The sequence below is a fragment of the Myxococcales bacterium genome, from assembly GCA_022184915.1.
Taxonomy (GTDB): domain Bacteria; phylum Myxococcota_A; class Polyangia; order Fen-1088; family Fen-1088; genus JAGTJU01.
In genome coordinates this window covers 131,249-155,094 of sequence record JAGTJU010000003.1, presented here as the reverse complement: position 1 = coordinate 155,094, position 23,846 = coordinate 131,249, and the positions used below count along the sequence as shown (strand labels likewise).

Here is a 23,846-nt window from a genome sequence, read left to right as displayed (position 1 = left end):
GGACGATCCGTTCGTTATGCGTCGGGCCAACGACCCTGTGGTCGCCTTGCCGGGGACCTGGAGAGGGCCGCTGGCTCTTTGATTACTTGGGCACCCAGACGTTGCCCTTGCGGACCAGAGTCTGGTCGTAGCGCTCGTCGTCGGTGGGCGCGATCTGCTTTTCGATGCGACCGTCGGACTTGAAGGTCCACTTTTCGTCCCACTTTTCGTCGCGATCCAGGTCCACCTTGGCGCGGGTCCAGCGTGTGCCGCCATCGCTGTAGAGGTTGATTTTGTAGGGCTGGCCGCGCGCGGCGTCCTTGAGCGTGGGCTTCACGGGCTGCTTCAAGAGCCCCAGCACAGCGAGATCCGCGGCGGCGCCAGGGGCTTTTCCCGCCGCCTGTACGGAGGGGGCGCCGGCCTGGCCCGTCCAGGCGCCGTCGTGCCAGAACGCCTCCTGGTCGTAGGTTTGGTCGTCATCCGCGCTGGACACACGGCGCTTCAGTCCGGCCGCCTCCACGTTCCACTTTTCGTCCCATTTGTCGTCGCGATCCAGATCCACCTTTGCGCGGGCCCAGATGCCGCCTTCGTTGTACACGTTGACCTTGGGGCCCGAACGGCCGAGGGCGTCTTTCAGCTTGTCGCTGCGGGCGGGCTGGCCGAGCGTGGACAGAAGGAAGCGCACCGCGGGCGGCTCATGAGTCTCGGCCACGGGCTCTGCGGGCTCTTCGACCCGAGGGGCTGCCCCTTGGGCGGTTTGCTCGTCCAGCAGCTGGGGGGGCGAGGGGGGGACGTTGGGGCGCGCGGCCCACGAGTACACGAGGCCACCGCCAAAGAGCACGACACCACTCAGCACCAGGTTGCGAAAGGTTTTGTATTTCACGACGTATCCTCGAAAGCGGGGCGTGGAGCGGGTCAGGGCAACTCGTGCGCCGAAGGCGTGTGCGCGGTTTCGTGTGCTGCTTCGTGCGGCATCATGCCGCGCGCGATGGGCACGGTGCAATTGCAGTAGCGGTAAAGGCAGGGGCTGGGCGCATCGGCCAGGCGAAAGCTTTCGTCGAGCAGGTTGCCCATGGATTCGGTGCGGTAGCGCCGGGCGGGGTAGCAGCGGAAGGCGTTGCCCCGATCGTCGACGATGAAGTAGCGCGCGCCGGCCCAACAGGGTTGGCCGCCGAAATCGGGGGCGATGTGACCCGTGAGGTTGTGGCCGCCCAGCTGGGTGAGCACGCTGCGTTCGGAAGGCGTGTAAGCTACCACCTCGCGGCCCTGTTTTTCAGGCTGTACCTTGAACACGAGCCCCGCCTGCGCGAAGCGCGTGCGCAGGGTGGGCAAAAGCGGGAGGTTGTTGCGCGTGGCCACGCAGGTCACGCAGAGCGAAGCCCGACCGGGCAGGCGGGCGTTCACGAAGCGCGCCCGCGCGATGAAGTCCTCGACCGAGCTGCGGGCCTTCGGGTGATCGCCCACGTACTCGAGATGGAGCGAGGCGGAGAGCAGGGACAGCTGCGGCCCCGCGGCGTCGAGGAAGGCGCCCAAGGTGGCTTCGTCGGCGGAGAAGTTGGTGACCACGCCCACGCGGAATCCGCGGGCGGCCAGCGCCGCCACGGCGTCGAGGAAACCGGGGTGTATGAAGGGCTCTCCGCCCGACAGCTTGATCTCCCAGGCCCCGGGCAAGCGGCAGAAGGCCTCGATGAAGCGGGGCAGATCGCGTGCCCAACGGCCTCGGTCGTCGAGAAACCGCTGGGTGCAATAAGTACAGCGGTAGTTGCACGTGGTGTTCATGTTCCATGACACCACACCCTCGGCCGGGGGCGGTGGGGCGGGCCACACGGGCCGGCCTGCGGGCAGGGGCGGAAGAGCCGGTGGCTTCACGGATCCGTGTCTCCTGCGGGGGCGTCCATGAGCCGCGCGGGCACGCCCTCGATCATGCCGCGGTTGGCGGGCACCGCGCACGGGCACAAAAAGTAGGCGCAGCGTACGGGGCCTTCCCGCAAACGAAGGGAGCCATCGGCCACGCTGCCAAGATAGCCTTGGCCATGGCGCCGGGCCGAGCGGCAGGACCAGCCCTCCCCGTTTTGCAACAGCACGAAGTAGCGCGCGCCCGTGTAACAGGTGCGGCCTTCGTAGGAGGGCGCCAGGTTCGCGCTGCGCAGGCGCGCGGCGGTGTCCAGGTCGCCCACGATGGCACTGACCTCGTGCATCTCGGCCGCGCTGTAGGCGTAAACGCCGTGTTTGACCTTCATGAGCTGCGGGAAGAAGCGAAAGCCCTCTGCCTCCACGTGCCGTTTGGCCTCGGCCACTTCGGCGAGGCGATCGGGCACGAGCACGCTGTTCACCACCACCCGCGCCTCGGGTGCCAGGGCGGACCGCAGCGCCCGCAGGCGCGCGACGAAGGTGGCCACGGTCGTGAATTCGAGGTGCAAGCTGGCCGAGACGATCTCCACCCGGCCATAGGTGCGGGCGGCGAAGGCTTCGAGGTGCCGCACGGGCGCCGAGAGGTTCGTGAGCAGCGAGATCCTGTGGGGCACCTCGGCGAGCGCGGGCACGATCGTGCTCAGAAACAAGGGGGACGCAAAGGGCTCCCCCCCGGTCATCTTGATCTCCCAGGTGCCGGGCAACGTGCGCAAAAACGCCAGCGCCCGGCCGAGCTCGTCGGCGCTTGGGTAACCCACGCGGTGTTTGCGCGATTGAATGCAGTAGCTGCAATCGTAGTTGCACTGCCCGCACACCTGCCATTCCACGGTGGGCACGTGAGGCCAGGGCGGCGTAGGGGCAAAACCCGAGAGGGACGGCTCGGGCGCGCTCGGCAGCACGGGCAGGCTCTTCACGGCAGCACCTTCAGCCGAAGCGGAACGGGGGCCGCTGCCGGGCCGTGCCCGGCCGCCTGGCGCCAACGGTCTTCGCCATACACCGCGCGGAAGCGCGCGGAGAGCTTCACGTTCTGGTTCCACTTGCCACATTGTTCGCAGCCGGGAAAGTACTGGCCGCTGCGCAGCTGGGCGCGCAGCGCCTGCCACGCGTCCCCTTTCCACAACGCCGAAAACGGGGCCTGCGCGAGGGTGCCCACCTGCACCCGCGTGTTGCAGCAATAGAGCACGGACCCGTCCACGGTGATGCGGCTGTAGTGATAGCCGATGAAACAGCCGGTCTCTTCGAAGGGAGCGGTGGCGAGATCTCCCAGCGCCAGCTGGCGACGGAGCACTTCCAGGTTGGTGGGCACGCCCAGCACCTCCGCGCGCGCTTGCGCGGCGTCCACGTCGTGGGCGAGCAAACGCGCCCGCTGCGCCTCGGTGAGCGCCACGGCCTCGGTGCCGTTGCGCAGGGACGCCAGCTTGAAGTTCACGCGTTCGGCTCCGTAGCGAGCGGCCTGTTCGATCATGGCAACCAGCTCGTGGGCGTTGGGCGCGCAGATCACGTGCACGTGCTTGTCGCGCCGACCCGCGGCCGCAAGGCGTGCCAAACTGTCGTGTAGGCGCTGCCAGTGCTGCGGGTTCCAGGACGGATGAAAGGCCAGATACGAGGCTTCCGAAGCGCCATGCACCCCTATGAGCAAAGCATCGATGCCAAGCGCGATGAGGCGCTCGGGATCCGCGGCGAGCAGATTGGTGATGATCGTGACGTGCAGCCCTCGGGTCTTGAGATCGGCCAGGATGTCGTAGATCTCGGGATGCGTGAAGGGCTCGCCCATGCCCGACACGATCACCGCCTCGAGTCCGCCCAGGCTTTGGATGTCGTCGAGCAGCGCGCGCACGGCCATTGGCTCGACCCGCGTGCGCTTCCACGCGGTGGGCTTTGGCGTGTGCAAGTGAGGGCTGTGGTCCCAGCAGGTGACGCAATCCACGTTGCAGCTGTTGGTCACGTCGATGTGCACCGTCTGCGGCCCGAGCCGCACGATGCCATCATCCAGGCTGGCCAGCCTCTGCGTGCCGGGGGCGCTCACGCCTGCCACCTTTGCTGCGGGGTGAAGCTGGCTTCGAGCTTCACGAGCAGCCCCTGTGAGTCTTCGGCGCGGCCGGCGTCGAGCGCCTCTTGGGCGCGGCGGGCCAGCAGAAACACATCCACCCCCTGCGTGGCGGCCCGCTTGATGAGCCCGCGCAGCGCCTGGGCGAGGCCCACGCTGTCACTGCCCCGATCGGTGGGCCACACGCGCAGAAGAAGGCTCAGCGCCGAGCCCTGGTGGCGTACGTCGTCTTCCTCGAGCAGCTCCGTCAACGCCAGCCCCAGCGCCCCCGGATCGGCCACGGGCCCCTTGCGTCCCTTGCTGGCCAAAAGCCTCACCAAGTTCTGTGTGGCCGCCAGTGTGGCACCCGCCGCCTGGGCCGCTTTCCACAGATCCAGCGCCACCTCGAGCGGCAGATCCGGCTCGCCCCCCGGCAAAGCGCGGGCAAGCTCACACAGATCTTCTGCGCCAAGGCCCTGGCGGGCCGCCTGGGTCAAAAGCTCGTCCGCAAGATCCTCGCGGGCGCGTTCGATGAGGTCTTCGGGCAACACGAGCCCCAGCACCTCGGCAGCCGCGTCCCGCGCGTGGTTGCGGGACACGACTCTGTGCGCGGCTGCGGTGAGCGCGGCCGTTTGCTGCGGATCGCGCAAGGCTTCGAGCGCCTGGGCCAGGCTGTCGCCTTCCAGCGAGGCCACCCGCGCGGCGCCCGCTTCGCCGAAGGCGTGCGCACGGGCCAGCTGATCATCGGCGATCTTGTCTTGCGGCACGAACACCGTGGGAATGCCCGCAAAGAGCAGCTCGTGCACCGTATTGAAGCCGCCCGCCGCCACGGCGCCATCGAACGCCGGAAGGTGCGCCACGAGATCCGGTGTGGTCCACCAGACCCGCCGTGCCCCCCCCCGGGGCCGCCCGCGGTAAAGGGGCCCCGCGGCGAACACCAGCCACGTATCGGGTGCCGAGGCCGTGAGCGCATCCATCCGCGCGTAGAGCGCATCGGCCGTTTCGTCGCCGCCTCCCCCTGCGGAGACCAGCCAGCAACGCGCCGCCTCGGGCACGCCCAACCGGGCCCGGGCCTCTTGTTGGTCGTAGACCTCGAAGCGCTCGCCCCGCATCACCGGACCCACGAAGCGCAAACGCTGGGGATCGAGCCCCAGCTGCCGCATGCCGCCGGCTTCGTGGGGATGGCCGGGCACCACGATGCGATCGTAAAGGTTCGCCACCGCACGAAACGCAGGGCCTGCGAACGCGGGACGCACGGGCCTCAACACCAGCGCCTTGTGGCGGCAAAGATCCAGCACGGGCATGAGTTCGTGAAACGAGCCATTGGGAAAGGTATCCACCAGGAGCACGTCGGGGCGGAGCAGCGCCACCGAATGCCAGACCCACTGCTTGGCGAGCGCCAGATAATCGAGCTTGTCGATGCCCGCCTCACCCACCACAGACTTGCTCGGCAGCTTGAAGCCCGCGAAGCCCTCCCGGTGCAGCAGCGAATCGGCTTCCGACGTCGTGAGGAACCAGTGTTGCGTCTTGACCCCCGCGTACGCAGCGTAGCGGCGCAGCCAGCGGTTGATCGCCACCATCCGCACGAGGTGCCCCAAACCATGCCCGTTGACGGCGTAGCTCACGAACGAAAGTGACTTTGGCAGCCCGCTCATCAGGAGTAATCCCCGGTGGTGTCGAAATGCCCGTCTTCACCTGCCGCCACCGCCACCACCGCGTCATCGTGCGTGCCGTGCCGGCGTTCGTAATGGCGGGCCACCTCGGGAATGAAGCGCGGCTTGCAATGATCGTGGGTCATCAGCGACCACCAGAGCATGTCCCCGTAGGGATCGTAAAGGTGGTAGTCATGAAAGACGAGGATCGAGCGTCGGCTTTCGTCGTAGTTATTCCAGCGCTTGTTCCAGGAGGTTGAACGGTCCGCAAAGCGCCGCTCGAGGTCGGCCACGTCGAAGCGCAGATGATGGTTCTTGGGCCGGCTGAGCTTGATGAGATCGCGGCGGTTCTTTTCGAACGCTCGTTCGACCTGGCGCAGGGGCTTGGCCACCCATTCGTCGTGCAGCTGCTTCAAATACGCGAGCTTCGCCTCGACGCCCAGCACGCGCTTGTACGCCAGCGCGCAGGTTTCATCCGTGGCCAAACGTGTCGTGATCTCCTCGCCCGCCAGTGGACGCAGATGCTCGATGAGCTGCCCCTGCGCGCGCGCCAAGAGCCGCGGCGTCAGGTGGGCCAGACGATCCAAAGCGTCCTGGCGCCGGGCCACGAGCGCGTTCACCTCGTCACGTCGCACCACGAAGCCCGCGTGCGCCCGCGCGAGTTCGTCGTAGGCCTGCTGTTCGGCTTCGTAGACGCTCATCAGCTCGGCGAAGGTCGTGGCACCCGTGACAGGCCCCAGGGCCTCCACAGCCAGATCGGCGTGCTTCCAGTCTTGGTAGTAGGACAGCGACCACCACTTGCCGAGGTATCCCTCTTTGCCGTAGCCGCGCGCCAGGAGGACGTCCCACCGCGGCTGGCCCGCGAAGCGATCCAGACTGTGCCTGAGCGGTGCCAGGGCATCAGCCAGCTCTGCCAGGTGAATGTCGCATTCGTTGAGGATCGCCTCACGCCTCTGGTACACCGGCGCCGCGTCCACCGCGGCCAGCTCGTCGTTGAGGCGGCGCTGCTCGGCGACGCGCCCGGCGTCGAGGGACGCCCAGCTGATGTTCGGGAAGGCCAGCCTGCGCGCGGCGGCATCGCAAACGGCCGGCGTGAGCTCAGGAATGAGCACGCTGGCCAGGTAGCGCCAGGCCGCCTCGACCTCGCCTTCCAACGTGGTCACGTCGGCCTGGTGTTCTGCGTGGGCCTTCCGCAAAGCCGCCCGCTCGGCTTCGAGCACGGGCATCTGCGCGCGGGCCCGCAAGATCACCTGCGTGGGCCCGACCACGCCGCTCACGAAGGCCTCCCCACGCGCGCCTCGACCGCATCCAGGAAACGCTGAGCCGCCCACTCCAGATCTGCGGGTGCCCCCACGTCGAGTTCGTCGACCACGAACACGAACACCTTCCCCGCCTCGAGCAACGCCTCGAGCCCTTCGCGCTCCTTCGCGCTCAGGTCGACGTGGTCTCGAGACGCGTGCGTGAGGTACTCGAAGCCCACGCGCCGGCGGGCGTCCCAGCCGTCGGCGGAAAACGACACGCCCTCTAACGACACGGGAACGTTGCGTGCGATCTCGTAGCCGCGCGCCGTGAACACGCGGTAGAGCAGGTCACATCCCTCAGCCTCGGTCATGCGACGCATAGTAACGCAAAACCACCGCGCGGAAGCGAAGCGGCGCGCCGGCCGGGCGCCCCCGACCCCCACGAGCGCAAAGTGGCCTCGAGGTTGCAGTCTCCCCCGGCAGACACCCCCAACGGGCAGGAGGACGAGATGGCGGAAGCAGACAAGGAACATCGTTCACGGAGCGCGCGGCATCCGGCGGGAAAAACCTCATGGCCCGGCGGCGCCGTGGGCCGCGAGCCGCGAGGCCAAGCCGAGCAAGCCGCCGACGCCGCCGAAGGCAACAAACGCATCCCCGCGCGCCGCGCGGCCGTGGCCAACGCCCCCGGAACGCCGGCCGAAGAGGGCGACGACACCCCCGAAGCCGTCGAGCTTTCCCCCGACGAAGCCCGCCGCATCCAGGAGCTCAAGCAAGAGGCCGCGGCCGAAGAGCACCGCGCCCGTCAGGCCGAACGCGGCCACGGGCTCCACGGCAAGCTGTAAGTGGGCGAACGTCTCGAGCGCCTCGATGCCCGCGGGCACGAGGCGCTCGTTCGTCGTTGGCCGAGTCCCGCCCTGATCGAAAAAGCTAGCAACAACCGGCGCCCCAAGCCGATAACCCTCCCCGAGCACGTTCGATCCTGACCCAGATCCCTCGCCTGAGCTGGGTTGCATGTCCCGACGCAGCGATGCAGAGTGCTAGCCGAACCTAACAGGAGCTGACGGAGCCCCATGGTTGATTTCAAGAGTGCATTCACAGACTTGAGCAAGGGCGTCAACCTGAGGGCGGCCTCGGGGGTCATCGCGGGCGCGGCCGAGAGCTTGGTGCGGGCGGGCATGGTGAGGGAGGGCATCGAGCTTTTAATCAGCGCCGCTGAACTGATTCCCTTCGGCGCCATCGCCGACGAGATCAAGGAGAAGACACTCGACAAGGCCAAAGATTGGGTCGAGGACAAGCTGCTCGACACCGAGGTCGGCAAAGCCCTGACCAAGAAGATCGAGGACATCGGCGAAGGGATCAAAGATACGTTCTTTCCCTCGGATCCCGACGAAGAGGCAAAAGACGCCAAGAAGAAGGCGGCCGAGGCTCAGAAGAAAGCTGACGAGGCAGCCGAAAAAGCGGTCGAAGCGCAGAAAAAGGCAGACGCTCTCAAGGCGAAGTCATCCCCGCCTCCCGCGCCCCCCAAAACACCTGCGGCCCCGCCGACACCCCCTCTACCCGCGGCATCATCACCAGCCGCCCCGCCTCCTGTGGCGCCCAAGCCTGCACCCGTTGCTGCCGTGGTGGCGCCCGCGCCCGCACCTGCTCCGAGCCGCCCCGCCTCTCCCACTCTCTTTCGGGGATCGAGCACGCCGAGCCTGGAAGAGCGCATCCAGGCCATGCAGGTCGACGAGCGAGAGGTCCAACTTTCGTGTACGGGCCTCAAGGGCACACCTCACGAGCTGCTGTTTCGCAGCATGGAGGGCACCGAGGGCATGAACACCCTGTTCGAGTACAAGCTGGAGCTGCTCAGCCGCAGCCCGAACGTCCCCATGGACAAAGTGTTGGGCTCGTACATGACGGTGAGCCTCGAAAAGCCGTTGCCGGCCAAAGTCCCTGCGGAGCGACGCTACTTCAACGGCTATGTGGCTGCGTTTCACTTCGTGGGCATCGAGGGGGAGCTCTGCCTGTATAGAGCGGTGCTGAGGCCGCGTCTTTGGTTGCTCACGCGCAACCAGGACTGTCGGGTTTGGCAGGGCGTGAGCGTTCCCGACGTCGTTCAGGAGATCCTGAAGGACTATCACATCTCGCTCGACGAGGAGAACAAGCAGCTTTCGGGAGAGCAATTCGGGGGCATGTACAAGGCACGCGAATACTGTGTGCAGTACAACGAGACGGACTTCGAGTTCATCTCCCGGCTGCTCGAAGAGGAGGGCATCCACTACTACTTTCACCATCTGGATGGCGAGCACAAGCTCGTGCTTGCGGATGGCATCATCGGGCACAAGCCCGTACCTGGCTATGAAGAGATACCGTTTCACCTGCCCGACAGACGAACGGACCGCGACGTCGAGGCGGTGACGGCATGGTCGGTTCACCAGAACGTAGAGACAGGCGATGCTGCGGTGGCCGATTTCACCTACGCGCCGTGGCCGGAGCCCCTCATCGCCGTGCGCCCGAGCGAAATCAAGCTCGCGTACGATCCCCCGGGCCACTTCTCCCGGTATCACTATCCCGATCTCGTTGCGAAGTGGCAGGAGCACGATGTTTCCGCCGCTGACGCTCTCGCGAAGCTGCGCGCCGAAGAGATTCATGCGCAGTGGGAAGTGGCGCTGGCCAAGGGCAACGCACGAGGGGTCCAGGTTGGGTGTACCTTCGCGCTGACAGGGCATCCCGCCGACAAGTTCGGCGACCACGACCATCTCGTCATTTCCACGGCGGTCGAGGTCCACTCGGGTGAATACGCCTCTGTGGGGGCCGCCACGCACGAAACGACCTATATCTGTCGCTTTACCGCACTTGACGCACGGAACGCGTACCGACCCCAGCGCGCCACGACCAAGCCGAAGATTACGGGACCACAGAACGCCATCATCACGGGCCCTCCGGGGGTAGAGATCTATACCGACCCCGACGGTCTCGGACGCGTGCTGGTCCAGTTCCCCTGGGACCGGTACGGCAATCCCGACAAGGCCAACACCTCCTGTTGGGTCCGGGTGTCCACGCCGTGGGCGGGAAGTGGCTTCGGCGGCGTTCAGATCCCGCGCGTGGGGGAGGAGGTTCTGGTTGACTTCATGGATGGAGATCCCGATCGGCCTGTGATCGTGGGCCGCCTCTACAACGGGAAAAACAAGCCGCCCTACAAGCTGCCGGACAACGCCACGCAGTCGGGCATGAAGACCCACAGCTCTCCCAATGGAGGGCCGAACAACTTCAACGAAATCCGCTTCGAGGACCGCAAGGGAAAAGAAGAACTGCACGTCCAGGCCGAGCGCAACCACACCGTGTTCGTGAAGCACGATCAGGCGATCACGGTGGGCCATGACCGCAGCGTGACCGTTCACAAGAACGAGGACATCGCGATCAAGGAAGAGCGAAAGACCACCGTCACGAAGAAGGATGAACAGTACTATCTCGACACCCGCAGCATCGAGGTGAAGAAGACGGACACGCTGGACGTGGTCGAGCTGCGCACGGAGAATCTGCACGGGGGACGGCAGGCGACCGTCGAGGTGGACGATAACCTCTACGTGAAGGACGCCACGCGAACGGTCAGCATCGACAAACAGCTGAACGTGTCAGCTCAAGAGCACATCGGTTTGACCCAAAAGGGCAACATGATGATGATCAAGGACGCTGTGACCATCAAGTCCGTGGGGGACATCGTGGTGACGAATGACGCGTGCACGATCACCATGGGTAAAGACGGCTCGATGAAGCTCGAGGGCAAGCAGCAGGTGCGCATCAAGAGCGGCGCGGCCTCAATTACGTTGACGCCCGACGGGACGGTGACCATTACGGGGCCCCTGGGAACGAAGATGGAGTCCGGCACGAACGCGGTGGCTTTGTCTCCCGCGGGCGTTGACGTGAAGGGAGCGGTGGTGAATGTTTCCGGGCTCGGCAGCGTGACGCTGATGGGGCCCGTGATCAAGGTGGGTTGAGGTCACCATGGCCGCCGTCGCTTCCCCTTTAGGCAAGCTGCATGACGAGCTCTTGGCATTCGCCAATCAGCCCGAACAGAAGCTTCTGGTCATCGAGACCGAGGAAGACCTACGCAAGGATGTGCTCGAGCAGGTCGAGGCCCTGGATTTGCTCGTGCAAGCGCCCGTCGTGGTCTCGATCTTCGAATCGCCTTGGATGGCCAACGACGCCTTCTGGGACGCACGCCATGATGAACTCGAGGATGAATGGGAGGCGCTTCAGGGTGCCTTCGCCCGCGAAAAGCTCCCCGCCCTGCCACCTTTGCCTCAGGCGCCGCGCAAAGACATCGTGGGTTTTGCGTCCCGCTTACAAGCGGCGCTTGCGGCCCTCGCGCCCCACTTCGAGGGCATGGTGGTCGTGCTTGCACCCCTTGAAGTCGAGACGCCCACCCAGCTGACTCAGGAGCTGATGGCTTTGATGGGGCAAGCGTCGCTCAAAGCCATCCGCTGGATGGTGGTGAGCTTGGGCCCTTCGGGCCTAAAGCCGCTCGTGGAGGCACAGCCCAAACAAGCCGCCCTCGCCCAGATTACCAACGATGCGGCCGCTGAAAACGCGCAGATGAAAGCGGCTGTGGCGGCCATGGCCGCGGCTCCCGTGGGGGCACATCCCGCGCAACTTGCGGGAGGCGTGGGCCCGTCCGTGCCGCCTCCGCGCCGAAAGAACGCTGTGGCCGCTGTGAATCCGCCCGCGCCCGACCTGGCCGCGAGCCTACCCGCAGGAGCCGGCGACGCGGCGGCCATGCACAAGCTCCGCTTGGCGGTGATGGGCGCGGCGCTTGCGGCCGGCGATGGCGATTACCCCCAGGCGCTGCAGAAGCAGCGGGAAGCGCGCGAGACCACGGCCGCGCTCGACATGGGGCCCGAGACCGCCGCCCTCGATCTCATTCTCGGAAGCTACGGACTCATGGCCAAACAGCCCAAGCTGGCTTTGGACGTGTTCGTAGACGTTGAAACGCGCGCCAAAGCGGCAGGGTGGGGCGCGGTGGCGGTACAATCGGCCATGGCCCGTGCAGGGGCCCTCATGCAGCTCGAGCGGCGGCCCGAGGCGGCCGCCGCTTACGTGGAGGGGGGGCGGTCGGGGGCGAAGCTCGGTGCGCCAGCTTTGGGTATCGAATCGTTTGGTTTGGGTGGGCAGCTGCTTGCCGATCTAGGCGACCACCGGCGCGCGCTTGCCAGCTGGAGCGAGGCGTTGCTCACGGCCGAACAGGCCAAACCGGAGGATGTCACGGGATCCTCTGTGCTGGAGATAGGAGATAAAGGCGTGGCGCTCGCGCGCAGGATTGGGTCTGCGGGGGAAGCCGGCTCGTTTGCCCAGCGTACACAAGCATTGCGCCAAGCGTTCGAAGCGGCGGCGGCCGAGGCACAACCGGCAGAAGGGCAGACGGCATAATGCTTGTCTCCACGCATTTCGATCCCGTGATCGGGCTCGACATCCACATCGTGTTGGTGCCGACCCCCGCGGGCCCCGTGCCCACGCCCTTGCCGTTCCCCTTCGTGGGGGTCGTGTGGAAGCCACCGGGAAACCCCGTGGCCATCCTCAAGAAGATGATCAAGGAGGCGCCCAAACGGCTGGGAAAAGCGGCCGTGAAGCAGCTCTTTCAGGGGGGCAACGCCCTCGAGGAAGAGATCTCCGCGATGGAGGACGAGATCGTCTCCGAGAGCCTGGGCGAGTTCGCGAACATCGGCAAAGGCAAGGTCCAGGTGAACCAGCTGCCGGTGACCCACACGGGCGACGGCGTGAAGTTGCTGGTGCCACACCCTCCCGTGCCAGGTCCGTTCCAGAAGCCGCCCTCAAACGACGCGGAGCTGCTCTTCGGGGGGCTGATGGTGGCGTTCGAGGACGCCATGGTGGTGCGCCTGGGCGACATCGCGATGAGCTGCTTCGACCCCACGGGGCGGGCTCCCGTATCGACGGTGCTGGCCATCCCGAAGGGCCCCTTGGTGCTGGTGCCGCGGCCTCCGGTGCCCGACCTGAAGCTCATCGCCCAGAAGATCAAAGATTGGGCAAAGGGCAAGCTGCAGAAGGTCGCCGCGAAGCTCAAGCGCAAGCTCTTCAAGCAGTTTCGCAAGCACCAAAAGCGAAGCTTGCGCTGGAAGCATCTGAGCGCCGTCGTTCAGGTCCGCTGTCGCAAGGACGACAAGGGCCTGCGGTCGATGTGGAACCGCAAGGTGTGTCGTGTCACGGGACACCCCGTAGACGTGGCCACGGGCCGCATGTTCACAGACAACGTGGACTTCGAGTTGCCGGGGCCTTTGCCCCTACGTTTCGAGCGCGTCTACGATACGTCGCTTTCGTACCGGCGGGGGCCGCTCGGACATGGCTGGTTCCACAGCTTGGACGTGGCGCTTTACCCCAAGCGGGGCGCCATGGTTTTGCGCGCAGAGGATGGGCGCGAGATCGAGTTTTCAACCTGGGAACTACCGGATCACGTGTTCCAAGTCGGGACCAGCGTGCGGCACCCGATCGAGCGCAGCACCCTGCGCTGCGTGGGCCGCCAGAAGTTCGAGCTGGAAACGGCGGACGGGCTCATCTGGAGTTTTGGTCCGGTCGCGGGAACGCCGGAGCTGAAAGCGATCGAGAAACGTCGTCGCGACGGCGCGGCGATTCGCTTTGCCTACGATGCGGGAGGGCTTCTCGAGCACGTGGTCGACAGCACGGGGCGCAAGGTCTTGTTGACCCACGATCGAGGGGGACGGTTGCAGAAAGTTTCGGTGCAGCCCACCGCCGAGGCGGCACCCCAAACGGTGGTGACGTATGCCTACGACGCCAACGATGACCTGACCTCTGCCACCGACGCCCTGGGCGGCACCTGGCGCTACGCCTACCAGTGTCACCTGATGGTGCAGGAGTCGAACCGCAACGGCCTGTCGTTCTACTTCGTGTACGACGGCGTCGACGAAGGCGCCCGCTGCGTGCGGACCTGGGGTGACGACGGCATCTACGACCACGAGATCACGTATGCCGAAGGCACCACGGTGGTGGAGAACTCCCTCGGCCACGTGACGGTCTACAAGCAAGACGAAACGGGTCAGGTCGTCTCGATCATCGATGCCACGGGCGCGGAAACGAAGTACGCGTACGATGAAACCTCGGGCCAACAAACGGCGGAGATCTTGCCGGATGGCAGCCAAACGCGCTGGGTCTTCGACGAGCAAGGCCACTGCATTTCGATCGTAGGCCCCGACGGCGCCGAACTGAAGCTCGAGCATGGGCCCTTGGGTCTGCCAACGAAGGTGGTGGATGCACAGGGCGCCGCGTGGCATTGGTCATACGACGGCCTGGGGCACCTGGTGGGGCGCCGGGATCCGCTGGGCCGCGCGCAACAGTTCGAGTGGCAAGGGCCCCAGCTGGTGGGTGTGACGGATGCCTTGGGCCAGCAGAGCCGCCTCGAGTACGACGCACAGGGGAATTTGGCGTCTTTGCGTGCGCCGGACGGCACCACGACCCGTTGGGCGCACGACCCGTGGGGCCGCGTGGTCGCCGCGACAGACGCCAAGGGCAACGTGCAACACCGGGAGTGGGATGCGCTGGGACGGCTGGTGCGGGTGCACGAACCCGACGGCAACGAGCGGAGGCTGGCCTACGACGCCGAAGGCAACGTGGTGCATGCGAAGGACGTGCACCACGACGTACGGTTCACGTACCAGGGCATGAACCGGCTGCGGAAGCGAGAAGAGGCGGGCACGGCGGTGCGCTTCGCGTACGACACGGAAGAGCAGCTTCTGGGGGTGCAGAACGAACACGGGATGGTGTACCAGTTCGTGCTGGGACCAACGGGCTTGGTGCAAGAAGAGTGGGGTTTCGACCGGCGGAAGCGCACGTACCTGCGGGATCCGGTAGGGCGGGTGCAGCAGGTGATCCGGCCGCAGGGCGAGACGATCGGGTACACGTACGACGTGGCGGGACGGGTGGTGGAGGTCGAGCACAGCGACGGAACGAAAGAAAGCTTCGCGTACCGCGTGGATGGCGCCATGTTGGTGGCTGGCAATGCCGACGTGGTGGTGAAGTTCGAGCGGGACGTGCTGGGGCGGGTGACGAAGGAAGTGCAGGGGGAAGAATGGGTGGCGTCGTCATTCGACGGGGCCGGCTTCCGCACGGGCATTCGCTCGTCGAAGGGGCTGCGTCACACGATCCGGCGCAATGGGATGGGGGACGTGCTGGGGTTATCGGCGTATGTGGAAGCGGGAGGGCACGACCTGCCCTTCGAGTTCGCGCACGTGGATGGGGCGGGGGCGCGCGCGTACGAAGCGCAGTTCGAGCGCGACAGCGTGGGTTTGGAGATCGCGAGGCATTTGCCCGGCGGGGTGAGCGCCCGGTGGGAGCGCGACGCCCTGGGGCGACCGGTGCGGCAGAGCCTGGAGGTGCGCGGGCAGGAGGTGCGGGCGCGGGTTTACAAGTGGGAGCCGAATGACCGGTTGAAGCAGATGTTGGACTCGGTGTCGGGTCCGATCACGTTCGAGCACGATGCGCTGGGAAGCCTGGTGAGCGCCACGTTCCAGGACAGCGCGGAGCGGACGCTGCGGGAGCTGCGCATGCCGGACGCGGTGGGTAACCTGTTCCGCACGCGGGAGTGCGACGACCGGAAGTACGGACCCAGCGGCGAGCTGCTGGAGGCGCGCGGGCCCGAGGGTGTGACCACGTTCGCGTACGACGTCGAGGGCAACCTGGTGAAGAAGGTGGGGCCGGACGGCGAGTGGAGGTACGAGTGGAACGGGGCGGGGCGTCTGGTAAAGGTGCGGCGGCCGGATGGGACAGAGGTGACGTTTGGGTACGATGCGCTGGGGCGGCGGGTGTGGAAGCAGTGGAAGGGCAAGCGCACGTGCTGGATCTGGGACGGCAACGTGCCGCTACACGAATGGGTCGAGCGGGTGGAGGTGGAGGGGGATGGGGCGATGGCGGAGGGAGGCGACGCCGCGGCACAGGCGCAGCAGGCAGCGTTGCTGGTATCGCAGCCCGCGCAGGGGCCTCCAGCGGGCGTAAAGGCGTTTCAGCAAGCGGCGGCTGCAGGAGGAACCGCTGAGCGACCGATCACGTGGTTGTTCGAGCCCGAGAGCTTCACGCCCATGGCGAAGCTCGTGGGCGACGACAAGTTCAGCATCGTCGCCGACCACCTGGGCGTGCCCACCAGCATGGTGGACGAGCTGGGACGCGTGGTGTGGCAAGCGCAGATCGGGACGTGGGGAGACCTAAAAGACGTTCAGGGCGTGAAGGGGGCCTGCCCCTTCCGGTGGCCAGGGCAGTACGAGGACGAAGAGACGGGGCTCTACTACAACCGGTTTCGGTACTACGCACCGGAGGCGGGCCAGTATGTGTCGAGGGATCCGATTGGGTTGTTGGGGGGACTTGAGAGGCATGGGTACGTTAAGGACCCACTGTCGGACATCGATCCTCTCGGACTCTCGTGCGAAGATCATCGATTTGCGACCAAACCGAACCAAGCCTATTTCTGGTCAGGGCGAACCAGAGGGAAAGGCGGCGAAGCAAATGCGCGCGCCATTGCTGAGTCACGCGGCGGCGTTACACTTGAGAAGATTATCGAGGACCGCGGGATCACGATGCCAAAGTATGATCCAGCTGACCCTGCGTCAGAGAAGGCATGGAACGACGCCTCGGCATCTTATGCCCGAGGGGCCTCGGGCGAGGTTCACGCAGTCATAGGCGAAGATCTTCGACAAGGAAACGTTTGGCAGAAATCCGAGCTCAACGTGTTGATTGACAACAAGAAAGTGACGAGGCTTGTTCAAATAGATCCCGCTACTGGCTCAGAGAAAGTGCTTTTCGAGAGATGACCAAATACCTAGTTACGAACGTGACACCTGGGCATTTAACCGTCGAAGCAAGTGACGGCCGTCGAACAATACTCGACGGTGAGGGGCTTGCTCATGTGGAAGGCGAGCCTGATTACGTTGTATATACGTCGTCTATCCATTCTTGGAGCGATCCGACGCCGGCGGCAATGACGGCCGACGAAAAGGAGAAGGTATTGAGTGCAGTTGAGGAATGGGCAGGTAGCGTGAGATTCAAGGTAGAGCTCGAGTGACAGGAATGAACCCCGGGTTTCGACTTCAGAGGAGCGAGCTGTCCGCTCTGAGAAAAGAAGATGTCGCGGCGATAACCTATGGTCTTGTATGCCCTGGCAATGCGATATGCCGGCGGGGACCTTGATGCCCTCGATCAAACGTGGACCGTCACCGCCGTCGACGTCGTAAATGAAGCTCTAGATTTAGGCGACGGAGTTGTCGATCGTCGCGTTGTCGAGCGCCCGCCGCAGTGATGCCCATCGGCGTTGAGCACAATGCTTCTGTAAATGGGGTGAGCAACTGCGTAGCGTGCCCGCCCCAGTGATGCCCATCGGCGTTGAGCACGTCACTTGTTCCCCAAGACTTCTGGCTCGTGTTCGTGCCCGCCCCAGTGATGCCCATCGGCGTTGAGCACAGCCTCACCACCGGCAAGCCATATCAGGGGATCAACTGTGCCCGCCCCAGTGATGCCCATCGGCGTTCGCCCTGTGACAGGGTAGTTGCCGCCTGCAGTTGGCTCGATTATCCAACATTTCAAGCACAGAACCAGGGGGGCGAGAAGGCGATGACAGAACGCAATGCAGTATTCAGATACATTCCGGGCGCGGATGGTGCGCCGGATGCTGGGCCCCAAGGCCATCAGCGCTATGGCTCTGGCCGAGGAAACCGGGGTTTCACAACCGACGCTGTCGCGCTGGCTGCGGGAGACAGCTAGCGTGCAGGCCATGGGTAAGGAGACGAAGCCAACGCCTCGAGCCCGGTCAGGCACTGGCACGCCTGCCGCCGCCGAGGGGCCGGAAGAAGGCAAACGAGCTCAGGACTGGACCCCCGCGAAGAAGCTGCGCGCGGTGGTCGAGACGATGGATCTCAAAGGGGAAGCGTTGGGCGCATATCTGCGGCGCCGTGGTCTGTACCAGGACCAACTCGCGCAGTGGCAGCAGAGCGCAGAGTCGGCACTTGAGTCGCGCGGCTCTGGGCGGAAGTCCAAGGGGGAGCGTAAGAGGATCAAGGAACTTGAGAAGGAGCTGCGGCATAAGGAGAAGGCGTTGGCCGAAACGGCAGCGCTGCTGGTGCTGCGAAAAAAAGCCAATGCTCTCTGGGGGGACGCGGCCGACGGCACGGACGAGAGGAACGAGCCGTGATCAGCGCGTTGGTGGAGGAAGCCGTGGCGTCGGGGGCCCGCCTGGAGAGCGCTTGTAAGGAACTGGGTATTGATGCACGAACGATTCAGCGTTGGGCCGTCAATCCTGATGCAGAAGATGCAAGACGTGGTCCCAAGACCAAACCCGAAAACGCGCTGAGCCCCGCCGATGAGGCAGACATTCTCACGTTGCTCACCTCTGCGGAATTCGTGGACCTGACGCCTCACCAGGTCGTCGCGAATCTCGCTGACATGAGTATCTATAAGGCCTCCGAGCGCACGATGTACCGACTTCTCAAGCGCAGAAAGCTTCTGGCACACAGGGGAAAGAGCCGACCTCGAAAGGTCCGGCGGCCCACCGAACATCGTGCCACTGGGCCCCGGCAAGTCTGGTCGTGGGACATAACTAATCTTCGCTCACCGATTCAAGGAAAGTTTTGGCTTCTGTACATGGTCGTCGATGTGTGGAGTCGCAAGGTCGTGGCCGCCACGGTGCACGAGAACGAGAGCGATGTCCTTGCTGCCGCGCTCATCGACGATGCCTGCCGTCGTGAGGGAATCGAACGAGGCGGCCTGGTCGTCCACGCCGACAACGGCAACGCCATGAAGGGCAAGACGCTGCTCGCGACCATACAGACGTTGAGCATTGTACCGGCGTTCAGTCGACCGCACGTCAGCGACGATAACCCCTTCTTGGAATCTCTCTTTCGCACGCTCAAGTACCGTCCAAATTACCCTGACGGTCCCTTCGTGGGCCTGGAGGCTGCGCAAGCATGGGTGGATGAATTTGTGGCTTGGTACAACGAGGAACATCGGCACAGCGGCATCCGGTTCGTGACGCCCTCCCAGCGCCACGAAGGACTCGACATCGCCATCCTCGAGGCATGGGCCCTTGGGTCTGCCAACGAAGGTGGTGGATGCGCAGGGCGCGGCGTGGCATTGGTCATACGACGGTCTGGGGCACCTGGTGGGGCGCCGGGATCCGCTGGGCAGCGCGCAACAGTTCGAGTGGCAAGGGCCCCAGCTGGTGGGTGTGACGGATGCCTTGGGCCAGCAGAGCCGCCTCGAGTACGACGCACAGGGGAATCTGTCGTCTTTGCGTGCGCCGGACGGCACCACGACCCGTTGGGCGCACGACCCGTGGGGCCGCGTGGTCGCCGCGACAGACGCCAAGGGCAACGTGCAACACCGGGAGTGGGATGCGCTGGGACGGCTGGTGCGGGTGCGCGAACCCGACGGCAACGAGCGGAGGCTGGCCTACGACGCCGAAGGCAACGTGGTGCATGCGAAGGACGTGCACCACGACGTACGGTTCACGTACCAGGGCATGAACCGGCTGCGGAAGCGAGAAGAGGCGGGCACGGCGGTGCGCTTCGCGTACGACACGGAAGAGCAGCTTCTGGGGGTGCAGAACGAACACGGGATGGTGTACCAGTTCGTGCTGGGACCAACGGGCTTGGTGCAAGAAGAGTGGGGTTTCGACCGGCGGAAGCGCACGTACCTGCGGGATCCGGTAGGGCGGGTGCAGCAGGTGATCCGGCCGCAGGGCGAGACGATCGGGTACACGTACGACGTGGCGGGACGGGTGGTGGAGGTCGAGCACAGCGACGGAACGAAAGAAAGCTTCGCGTACCGCGTGGATGGCGCCATGTTGGTGGCTGGCAATGCCGACGTGGTGGTGAAGTTCGAGCGGGACGTGCTGGGGCGGGTGACGAAGGAGGTGCAGGGGGAAGAATGGGTGGCGTCGTCATTCGACGGGGCCGGCTTCCGCACCGGCATTCGCTCGTCGAAGGGGCTCCGTCACACGATCCGGCGCAATGGGATGGGGGACGTGCTGGGGTTATCGGCGTATGTGGAAGCGGGAGGGCACGACCTGCCCTTCGAGTTTGCCCATGTGGATGGGGCCGGGGGGCGGGCCTATGAGGCTGAGTTCCAGCGCGACAGCGTGGGGTTGGAGATCGCGCGGCATCTGCCGGGCGGGGTCAGTGCGCGCTGGGAGCGCGACAACCTGGGGCGGCCGGTGCGGCAGAGCCTGGAGGTGCGCGGGCAGGAGGTGCGGGCGCGGGTTTACAAGTGGGAGCCGAATGACCGGTTGAAGCAGATCTTGGACTCGGTGTCGGGTCCGATCACGTTCGAGCACGATGCGCTGGGAAGCCTGGTGAGCGCCACGTTCCAGGACAGCGCGGAGCGGACGCTGCGGGAGCTGCGCATGCCGGACGCGGTGGGCAACCTGTTCCGCACGCGGGAGCGTAACGATCGCAAGTACGGACCGAGCGGCGAGCTGCTCGAGGCGCGGGGGGCTGAGGGGGTGACCACGTATGCGTACGACGTCGAGGGCAACCTGGTGAAGAAGGTGGGGCCGGACGGCGAGTGGAGGTACGAGTGGAACGGGGCGGGGCGTCTGGTGCGCGTGGTGCGGCCGGATGGGACGGCGGTGACGTTTGGATACGATGCGCTGGGGCGGCGTGTGTGGAAGCAGTGGAAGGGAAAACGCACGCGCTGGATCTGGGACGGCAACGTGCCGCTACACGAGTGGGCGGAGCGGGTCGAGGTGGAGGGGGAGGTGTCGCGCGTCGAGGGTGGGGGTGCCGCGGCTGAGGCGCAGCAGGCGGCGTTGTTGGTGTCGCAGCCCGCGCAAGGACCACCGGCCGGTGCGAAGCCGTTTCAGGTTGCAGCGGCGGCCGAGGGCACTTCGCAGCAGCCCATCACATGGCTATTCGAGCCCGAGAGCTTCACGCCGATGGCGAAGCTCGTGGGCGACGATAAGTTCAGCATCGTCGCGGACCACCTGGGCGTGCCCACCAGCATGGTGGACGAGCTCGGCCGCGTGGTGTGGCAGGCGCAGATCGGCGGGTGGGGGGATCAACGAGACGTTCAAGGCGTGAAGGCGGCGTGCCCCTTCAGGTGGCCGGGGCAGTACGAGGACGAAGAGACGGGGCTGTACTACAACCGGTTTCGGTACTACGCGCCCGAAGCGGGGCAGTATGTGTCGCGGGATCCGATTGGGTTGGATGGCGGAATAGCGTTGACGAGCTACGTGCCTGATCCGCTGGCGTGGTCGGATCCGTTCGGTCTTGCAGGTTGCAAGAAGACTTTCGTGTTTTGGTCCGGTAACGGAAATCCCAATGTCAAAAAGGCCGCCGAAGATTGGGCCCGAACCAACAATGGAAAGACATTGGAGATGACGGGTAAGGGCAATCAGCTTGAGCGGCACTCGAAGAATTCGGATTGGCTAGAGGTCCAACCTGCTTGGGACAAGAGGTCACGGATATTCGCAAAGAGAGCATCCGAACAGGAAGGAGACGTCCATGTATTCGTCGACGCGAAAAAGGGGCCTTCTCCTACGAGCGTGTGGAAGCGGACGGAGGAGCCTATACTGAACAGCAACCCAAGCGTGCGCATCATTGTGCATGCTATCAACTGAAGGAATCGTTATGGCCACCTACGTCTTCCTGCCTCCTGAAGAGCTGACTCCCGCACAAAAAAGTGCGATGAACCGGAAACGTTGGCAGGCAAATCGAGTAGCTGAGCTGCGCGATGGATTCACGTGGCGGAAGTCCGGGCGAGACGGATGCCTTTACCTCAAGAGAAGCGATCATGTGCTCGAAATCTACTACGAAATCTCTGGCGATACCGAATTCGACATCTTGCTCTACTGGTCGTCGGCTACGTGGATTCTCCAAAAGGAAGAGCCGATGACGACTCAGCAAAGAGATGAAATCGCACCCAAACTGGAGAAATGGCTTAAGGAGAACAACACGAGAGCTCATTGGGAGTAGGTGTTAGGGCCAATGCTGTTCAAGAACATCGGTGCACAATCCCCAAGGCTTGATGGTGATGGCCGCGGATGTGTTTCGTCGAGGAGACCGGACTGTATTACAACCGGTTTCGGTATTATTCGCCGGAGGCGGGGCAGTACGTTTCACGGGATCCGATCGGGTTGTTGGGGGGGATGCGTTCGGCCGCCTACATTGAGGACCCGACTACAAGTTTCGATCCCTTAGCTCTGTCGTGCCGCAAGGCAACCGTACCGCGGCCAATCGTTCTTGGTGAATCCATGAAAGCGAGGGTTGAACCGGCAGCAGCGCTGGCGAGATTGCGGTAAGCACACCGACTGGCGTTGAGAAACTGCCGGTCTTCGAGTGGGTCAGACCAGGAGAATCAAGTGACAGGCTACGATAATGTTGTGCAAGCAGCTTTGGCCTCCCGCGACCGCTCACCCACAAACATTGACCGGGAAACCATGCTTCACTTTTTCGTTGCATCGGCCCGATTGTCCGGAGGTAAAAACAACATTCCTCTAGCCACGTTGGTCGAGTATTTTGACAATCAGTAGCACCTGACGTCATCGGCCAAAGAATTGGCGGCCGCAATCGCCCTTTTTGAGTCGAGTGGTCTATGGCAAGTGGTAGGAAGCGAACTCAAACCTAGGCTCGAAAATTGGATGGGGGTTCCGCGGAGCCGAAACGGCCACATCGCAAGCGGTAAGCGCGATTTGCGTAGGTGGGAGAAGATCGTCTACCAAACTCCCTGAAAATCCCTGGGCGGGTGACTTGCCATTCCTTGTCATCGAAGTAATGGCGCCATGTCACGGCAGTATCTGAGATCGACAATGACGCCTCTAGAGTCGTTCGAGGACGTTGAACAGAGATCACACCGGGTACTTGCATGAAATTGAACGAGCGCTTCTTCGAGAGCATCTTGAAGGGGAAAAATGATGTTGTCTCTCGGGTCAATGGCCCGTTTGATATAGCTCAACGCGTTGCGAATCCGTCACCGAAGGGTCAGAGGAACGTAGTCTCTGCGCTGTGCTGAGTTGTGCCATCCTTGTCCGGGCTGTGGAACAAGACCGTAATGTCCCCATCCGCCGAAATCTTGAACGGTTTCCCTCCCCACAGAAATGCAGAATGGGCGGCCGTGGTGCGTGCCCCATCGTGAGACCCCGCGGACGGATGCGACTGGACTATGCATCCAAATCCCAATACCGATCGTTCGTCGAAGAGAATGGCCCCATCGACGCTTGCAAGTTCTAGCAGAAGCCGCTTTTTCCTTGCCTTGAGGGAGGCAGAACTGAGCGATATTCCGTTGACTGCGTGCCTCAGTATTTCCCTGGGCGCGTCAACTTCGACACCAGAGCTGAAGAGAGATCCTCGGTTGGCGATATTCTTCGCTACTGCGCCCTCGGGGTCGAAAATTAGAAGTGCTCCGTGTCGCCGATAGCTGAGGTCAAACACCATGTCGAACAAGTTGCAACCGACACGATAGGAGTCAATGACATCGGCGATGAAGTTCTTGAATGTAAGTACATCATACAAGTGCCACGAAGTTCTGCGCTTCGAGGCCACTAGACCGCAGTCATTCATGACGACGATATCCTTGCGCGTCGTAAGGTGCGCGGAGAACTCACCGTGTCGCAGTTGCGACGAAAATGGATGGAGAAAGTCTGGGTGGAGCTTGTAATCCTCGGGCTCTTTGACCTCGCTCCAAAGCACTTCCCGATAGTCGACCAGCCTCAACGAGTTGTCGATTTGGAAATAGGTGTAGCCGCTGCCAGCCAGTCCTGAGAACGCCTTTACGACGGACGAAGCCGTGATGCGGTGCTCGCCCTTCTTAGTCGGCGAGACGATATAGTTCCGGGTGATGGGGTTGTTCTCATGTGTCTTTGTTCCAAGCTCTTCAAGGTGAGCAATCAGTGGTGGCCACTCGACATCCGCTGACTTGATCTTCATCCACTGAAGAGCCGTTTCTCCCGATACATGAGAGAGGGAGGAAGGAGTGATCGGATCGGGGAACTGCTTCATCCAGGTCTCGAGCCGGCTGTTGACCCACTCAAGCAAATGTACGAGGTCTGGCGTG

17 protein-coding genes, 1 pseudogene and 1 CRISPR repeat array are annotated in these 23,846 nt (G+C 64.1%); of the genes and pseudogenes, 10 read left to right on the top strand and 8 right to left on the bottom strand.

Annotated elements, in window-relative coordinates; translation table 11 throughout:
- Positions 1-82: 82 nt before the first annotated feature.
- Genes KA712_12120 through KA712_12090 form a run of 7 tightly spaced genes read right to left on the bottom strand, consistent with a single transcriptional unit; the run spans position 83 to position 7,180 of the window.
- On the bottom strand, positions 83-862 hold the full coding sequence (locus KA712_12120) for a hypothetical protein (GenBank protein MCG5053699.1): 780 nt from the start codon (positions 860-862) through the stop codon (positions 83-85).
- A gap of 32 nt (positions 863-894) precedes the next feature.
- Positions 895-1,848: a radical SAM protein gene (locus KA712_12115; protein MCG5053698.1), complete on the bottom strand. Its 954-nt coding sequence runs from the start codon at positions 1,846-1,848 to the stop codon at positions 895-897.
- Positions 1,845-2,804: a radical SAM protein gene (locus tag KA712_12110; protein ID MCG5053697.1), complete on the bottom strand. Its 960-nt coding sequence runs from the start codon at positions 2,802-2,804 to the stop codon at positions 1,845-1,847. The genes KA712_12115 and KA712_12110 overlap by 4 nt, the downstream gene beginning before the upstream one ends.
- On the bottom strand, positions 2,801-3,916 hold the full coding sequence (locus KA712_12105; GenBank protein ID MCG5053696.1) for a radical SAM protein: 1,116 nt from the start codon (positions 3,914-3,916) through the stop codon (positions 2,801-2,803). The genes KA712_12110 and KA712_12105 overlap by 4 nt, the downstream gene beginning before the upstream one ends.
- On the bottom strand, positions 3,913-5,571 hold the full coding sequence (locus tag KA712_12100; protein MCG5053695.1) for a hypothetical protein: 1,659 nt from the start codon (positions 5,569-5,571) through the stop codon (positions 3,913-3,915). The genes KA712_12105 and KA712_12100 overlap by 4 nt, the downstream gene beginning before the upstream one ends.
- Positions 5,571-6,845: a hypothetical protein gene (locus KA712_12095; protein MCG5053694.1), complete on the bottom strand. Its 1,275-nt coding sequence runs from the start codon at positions 6,843-6,845 to the stop codon at positions 5,571-5,573. Before KA712_12095 ends, KA712_12100 begins: the two co-directional genes overlap by 1 nt.
- Complete coding sequence (locus KA712_12090; protein MCG5053693.1) at positions 6,842-7,180, bottom strand: hypothetical protein; 339 nt, start codon at positions 7,178-7,180, stop codon at positions 6,842-6,844. The genes KA712_12095 and KA712_12090 overlap by 4 nt, the downstream gene beginning before the upstream one ends.
- A 138-nt stretch (positions 7,181-7,318) precedes the next feature.
- Between KA712_12090 and KA712_12085 the strand changes: the two genes are divergently transcribed.
- From KA712_12085 to KA712_12040, 10 genes and pseudogenes are all read left to right on the top strand, one after another.
- The gene (locus KA712_12085; GenBank protein ID MCG5053692.1) at positions 7,319-7,651 is read left to right on the top strand and encodes a hypothetical protein; all 333 of its coding nucleotides are present in this window, start codon (positions 7,319-7,321) and stop codon (positions 7,649-7,651) included.
- A 228-nt stretch (positions 7,652-7,879) separates the two neighbouring features.
- Positions 7,880-10,789 carry a type VI secretion system tip protein VgrG gene (gene vgrG / locus KA712_12080; GenBank protein ID MCG5053691.1) on the top strand — a complete coding sequence of 970 codons (2,910 nt, stop codon included), beginning with the start codon at positions 7,880-7,882 and terminating at the stop codon, positions 10,787-10,789.
- 7 nt (positions 10,790-10,796) lie between these two features.
- Positions 10,797-12,218 carry a hypothetical protein gene (locus KA712_12075; protein MCG5053690.1) on the top strand — a complete coding sequence of 474 codons (1,422 nt, stop codon included), beginning with the start codon at positions 10,797-10,799 and terminating at the stop codon, positions 12,216-12,218.
- A complete protein-coding gene (locus tag KA712_12070; GenBank protein MCG5053689.1) occupies positions 12,218-16,618 on the top strand; it encodes an RHS domain-containing protein in 4,401 nt (1,466 codons plus the stop codon). The genes KA712_12075 and KA712_12070 overlap by 1 nt, the downstream gene beginning before the upstream one ends.
- On the top strand, positions 16,615-16,869 hold the full coding sequence (locus KA712_12065) for a hypothetical protein (protein MCG5053688.1): 255 nt from the start codon (positions 16,615-16,617) through the stop codon (positions 16,867-16,869). The genes KA712_12070 and KA712_12065 overlap by 4 nt, the downstream gene beginning before the upstream one ends.
- 218 nt (positions 16,870-17,087) lie before the next feature.
- A CRISPR array of direct repeats spans positions 17,088-17,337; the repeat unit is 36 nt; unit sequence GTGCCCGCCCCAGTGATGCCCATCGGCGTTGAGCAC.
- Between the two features lie 132 nt (positions 17,338-17,469).
- Positions 17,470-17,991: a hypothetical protein gene (locus tag KA712_12060; GenBank protein MCG5053687.1), complete on the top strand. Its 522-nt coding sequence runs from the start codon at positions 17,470-17,472 to the stop codon at positions 17,989-17,991.
- A gap of 251 nt (positions 17,992-18,242) precedes the next feature.
- Positions 18,243-18,833 (top strand): annotated as a pseudogene (locus KA712_12055) (DDE-type integrase/transposase/recombinase).
- A 49-nt stretch (positions 18,834-18,882) separates the two neighbouring features.
- Positions 18,883-21,414, top strand: coding sequence for an RHS domain-containing protein (locus KA712_12050; protein ID MCG5053686.1), 2,532 nt, complete (start codon positions 18,883-18,885; stop codon positions 21,412-21,414).
- 10 nt (positions 21,415-21,424) lie between these two features.
- A complete protein-coding gene (locus KA712_12045; GenBank protein ID MCG5053685.1) occupies positions 21,425-21,769 on the top strand; it encodes a hypothetical protein in 345 nt (114 codons plus the stop codon).
- Between the two features lie 68 nt (positions 21,770-21,837).
- On the top strand, positions 21,838-22,095 hold the full coding sequence (locus KA712_12040; protein MCG5053684.1) for an RHS repeat-associated core domain-containing protein: 258 nt from the start codon (positions 21,838-21,840) through the stop codon (positions 22,093-22,095).
- A 679-nt stretch (positions 22,096-22,774) separates the two neighbouring features.
- Here the strand turns inward: KA712_12040 and KA712_12035 are convergent.
- On the bottom strand, positions 22,775-23,791 hold the full coding sequence (locus KA712_12035; GenBank protein ID MCG5053683.1) for a hypothetical protein: 1,017 nt from the start codon (positions 23,789-23,791) through the stop codon (positions 22,775-22,777).
- Between the last annotated feature and the right edge of the window lie 55 nt (positions 23,792-23,846).

What these genes read in the sequence shown, in the direction of transcription:
- KA712_12100 (MCG5053695.1), bottom strand. Translation starts at nt 5,571, where the DNA reads ATGAGCGGGCTGCCAAAGTCACTTTCGTTCGTGAGCTACGCCGTCAAC.
- KA712_12090 (MCG5053693.1), bottom strand. Translation starts at nt 7,180, where the DNA reads ATGACCGAGGCTGAGGGATGTGACCTGCTCTACCGCGTGTTCACGGCG.
- KA712_12085 (MCG5053692.1), top strand. Translation starts at nt 7,319, where the DNA reads ATGGCGGAAGCAGACAAGGAACATCGTTCACGGAGCGCGCGGCATCCG.
- vgrG (MCG5053691.1), top strand. Translation starts at nt 7,880, where the DNA reads ATGGTTGATTTCAAGAGTGCATTCACAGACTTGAGCAAGGGCGTCAAC.
- KA712_12075 (MCG5053690.1), top strand. Translation starts at nt 10,797, where the DNA reads ATGGCCGCCGTCGCTTCCCCTTTAGGCAAGCTGCATGACGAGCTCTTG.
- KA712_12070 (MCG5053689.1), top strand. Translation starts at nt 12,218, where the DNA reads ATGCTTGTCTCCACGCATTTCGATCCCGTGATCGGGCTCGACATCCAC.
- KA712_12065 (MCG5053688.1), top strand. Translation starts at nt 16,615, where the DNA reads ATGACCAAATACCTAGTTACGAACGTGACACCTGGGCATTTAACCGTC.
- KA712_12060 (MCG5053687.1), top strand. Translation starts at nt 17,470, where the DNA reads ATGCTGGGCCCCAAGGCCATCAGCGCTATGGCTCTGGCCGAGGAAACC.
- KA712_12045 (MCG5053685.1), top strand. Translation starts at nt 21,425, where the DNA reads ATGGCCACCTACGTCTTCCTGCCTCCTGAAGAGCTGACTCCCGCACAA.
- KA712_12040 (MCG5053684.1), top strand. Translation starts at nt 21,838, where the DNA reads ATGTGTTTCGTCGAGGAGACCGGACTGTATTACAACCGGTTTCGGTAT.
- KA712_12035 (MCG5053683.1), bottom strand. Translation starts at nt 23,791, where the DNA reads ATGAAGCAGTTCCCCGATCCGATCACTCCTTCCTCCCTCTCTCATGTA.